The 2,338-nt window shown below is 42.0% G+C and carries 4 protein-coding genes and 1 pseudogene; 3 read left to right on the top strand and 2 right to left on the bottom strand.

Annotated elements, in window-relative coordinates:
- Positions 1 to 302, bottom strand: a pseudogene (locus B7Y67_RS15500) (hypothetical protein); the annotation flags it as partial.
- Between the two features lie 10 nt (positions 303 to 312).
- Positions 313 to 624 (bottom strand): DUF1924 domain-containing protein, encoded by a 312-nt coding sequence (locus B7Y67_RS15505; protein WP_293599409.1) that lies wholly within the window; start codon positions 622 to 624, stop codon positions 313 to 315.
- 196 nt (positions 625 to 820) lie between these two features.
- On the opposite strand from B7Y67_RS15505, the gene B7Y67_RS15510 reads away from it, so the two are divergent.
- From B7Y67_RS15510 to B7Y67_RS15520, 3 genes are all read left to right on the top strand, one after another.
- Positions 821 to 1,123, top strand: coding sequence for a PepSY domain-containing protein (locus B7Y67_RS15510; protein WP_293599406.1), 303 nt, complete (start codon positions 821 to 823; stop codon positions 1,121 to 1,123).
- A 5-nt stretch (positions 1,124 to 1,128) separates the two neighbouring features.
- Positions 1,129 to 1,791, top strand: a complete 663-nt coding sequence (locus B7Y67_RS15515; RefSeq protein ID WP_293599407.1) for a response regulator transcription factor — start codon at positions 1,129 to 1,131, stop codon at positions 1,789 to 1,791.
- Positions 1,781 to 2,338: hypothetical protein (locus tag B7Y67_RS15520; protein ID WP_293599408.1), on the top strand; the 558-nt coding region annotated here is incomplete at its 3' end. The genes B7Y67_RS15515 and B7Y67_RS15520, both read left to right, overlap by 11 nt.

A 2,338-nucleotide genomic window follows, 5' to 3' on the forward strand; every position in this document is an offset into this window, starting at 1 on the left:
TGAGTGAGGATGATGCACGCAAGGTGTTGCGCTGCTACCAGCGTGATATAGGCAGATTCATCCATGTGCAAATGCAGGGTGCCAAAGTGCTTTTGAAGCCCATTCATGATTTCTGCCCAAGATGCTTTGGGGAGCAAGGCAGGGGGATGGGGCATATGGCAACTGCCACATTCTTGCTGATAGATTGGTGGAGCATTGACGGGCATCAAATTCTTGCTTCCAGCACTGGCTATTTGACTACTAATTGCAATAACTACGTAGGTAGTTACCGTTAGTAGTGGCTTCGTAATTAAGTCTTTCATATGCTTTCCATTACTTCTTTAGGCTAATCAGGTAAGCCAAAATATCCGCTTTTTCTTGAGGTTGGCACTCACGACCTAAAACATCGTTGCAATTTCTCCGAAACCATTTATCGCTTTTGGCTTGGTCTGTGAATGCATCGGGATTTATTGAGGGGGCAAGCGGGTTAATTGGCTTATTGGTAGAGGCATGTTTACCCTGAGTGGTTGGGGGGTTTCCGTGGCAAGATGAGCATGACCATTCTTTCCCATGAGTAGAAGTAAAGAATGTCTTTCCCTTTTCGCTATTGCCTGATGTGCCAGCCTTATCTGACCAATACTGCATTTGTTTGATTGCAGTCGTATCGCCTGCATTGGCTGTGCCAAATATAGCCATCAAAATTAAGGTAACAAGCAGGTTATTTATAGACTTCATCCCAATCCTTTCAAGATTCATAGGGTGAGTATTCAATAACCCTGCTTTATGGACTCTGAAGGACTTATTCATCTACCGTTCAGAATTGCCGCCCTACAATATAAAGATGGGTTCTATTTATCGCTTGTTGCTCTTAGTGCTGTGTTTTTCTCTGTCCATTCCCGCAATGGCAGAGGATGACCATGACAAGGCTAGGAAGGCATTAGAAAGTGGGCAAGTTCTACCGCTTCAACAAATTCTTCAAAAGATTTCGAAAGACCATCCTGCTCAAGTTATCGAAGTTGAATTAGAGCGAAAGAGTAATGGCTGGATATACGAAATCAAACAACTGGGCGCAGATGGCTCTCTTTGTAAACTGGAAGTAGATGCTAAAACTGGAATTGTTCTGAAGCAGAAATTAAAAAAATAATACTTATGCGGATATTAGTAGTCGAGGATGAGCCAACACTTTGCGAACAGTTATCTACTGCGCTCAGTGAGCAGGGGTATGCCGTTGATATTGCAAACAATGGCGAAGATGCTTTGCATATGGGTACAGAAGAGTCTTTTGATGCCGCAATCTTAGATTTGGGCTTACCAAAGTTGGACGGCGCTTCTGTATTGAAAGGCTGGAGGACTGCTAGCAAGAAGTTGCCCGTGATTATTTTGACTGCTAGGGATAACTGGAGCGATAAGGTATCTGGGATTGATGCTGGTGCTGATGACTACCTAACCAAGCCGTTTCATATGGAGGAATTGCTTGCAAGGCTCCGAAGTGTTATCAGGCGGTCTACTGGACATTCGACTTCGGTCTTATCTGTTAATGGTTTATCACTGGACACCCGAAGTGGAAAAGTAACAATTGAAGGCAAGCAAATCAGCCTCACCAGTCATGAATTTCGATTGCTTTCATATTTGATGCATCACCCAAATGAAGTTGTTGATAAGGCGACATTGGGGGAGCATATTTATCCATATAACGAAGACCCTGATTCCAATACTATTGAAGTATTTATTGGGCGCCTCAGAAAAAAGATACCTGATGGGGTTATTGAGACTGTTAGGGGTCTTGGGTATCGGCTAAATCATGATTCTTAATTCTATTCGCTTAAGAATTACGGTTGCCTCACTGGCTGCAATAGCAATTGCCATCTTTGTAGCAAATATTCTTATAGCCAATTTATTTAAAGAGCATGCATTAAAGCAATTTGAAGCCACGATGCAGGTTCAACTGAATCAGATAGCAAGTCTTATTGTTGCTGAACCAAAGTCTGGACGGATTGCATTGACTTCACAGCCTAGCGAGCCAAGATGGTCTGCGCCGCTATCAGGTAATTACTGGCAAATTAATCTTCCTGATGGTCAACTTCTCAGGTCTCGTTCGCTGTGGGATTCAACACTGAATGTAAGTCAGAAAGAAATTGCTGGCACAAGTAACTTTTATTACATTGATGATTTAAGTAATCAGCATTTACTAGCATTGACAAAAAATCTGTCAATCGATGGCGGTTCAACTAAATTTTTACTTACTGTTGCATCGGATACCAAGGAATTAGATAAGGCAATCCTAGCCTTTCAATCAAGTATTCAGGGGTATTTATTAATTTTGGCAATTATGCTTTTGGCGATTTTGTTTTTGCAAATT

It is taken from the genome of Polynucleobacter sp. 35-46-11 (assembly GCF_002281105.1).

Excerpts from the sequence above, each read along its gene's own strand:
- B7Y67_RS15505 (WP_293599409.1), bottom strand. The coding sequence starts at position 624 with ATGCAGTATTGGTCAGATAAGGCTGGCACATCAGGCAATAGCGAAAAG.
- B7Y67_RS15510 (WP_293599406.1), top strand. The coding sequence starts at position 821 with ATGGGTTCTATTTATCGCTTGTTGCTCTTAGTGCTGTGTTTTTCTCTG.
- B7Y67_RS15515 (WP_293599407.1), top strand. The coding sequence starts at position 1,129 with ATGCGGATATTAGTAGTCGAGGATGAGCCAACACTTTGCGAACAGTTA.